At 60.1% G+C, this 431-nt stretch carries 1 protein-coding gene; it reads left to right on the top strand.

All coding sequences use genetic code 11. The features are described from left to right. Positions 1 to 8: 8 nt before the first annotated feature. Positions 9 to 431: sulfatase-like hydrolase/transferase (locus tag EOA24_RS40885; RefSeq protein ID WP_245502017.1), on the top strand; the 423-nt coding region annotated here is incomplete at its 3' end.

Here is a 431-nt window from a genome sequence, read left to right as displayed (position 1 = left end):
GGAATGTCGTGGCCGCGCTCGAGAAGAAGGGGATACGCGACAATACCCTCATCGTTTTCATGAGCGACAATGGCGGCGTCGTCAATTCGATGTTCACCGGTGACTCCAAGGTGGAAGGCAAGCTTCCCGCCGATAATGGTCCCTATCGCGACGGCAAGGGTACTCTCTATGAGGGAGGCACGCGCTCGGTTGCCTTCATGAACTGGCCCGGCAAGATCAAGCCCGGCGCCTTCAACGGCCTTATGCACGTCGTTGACATGTTGCCGACACTGGCTGGGCTGGCTGGAGCCAAGCCCGGCAAGGACAAACCCCTGGACGGCATGGATATGTGGCCGGCCATCAGCGAGGGCAAACCTTCGCCCCGCACGGAGATTGTCTACAATGTGGATCCCATGGTCGGCGCGGTGCGTGAGGGCGATTGGAAACTGGTG

This window comes from Mesorhizobium sp. M2A.F.Ca.ET.039.01.1.1 (genome assembly GCF_003998035.1).
Lineage (GTDB): Bacteria > Pseudomonadota > Alphaproteobacteria > Rhizobiales > Rhizobiaceae > Mesorhizobium.
Note: the sequence above shows the minus strand (reverse complement) of the source record. Positions and strands in the feature narration are given on the sequence as shown.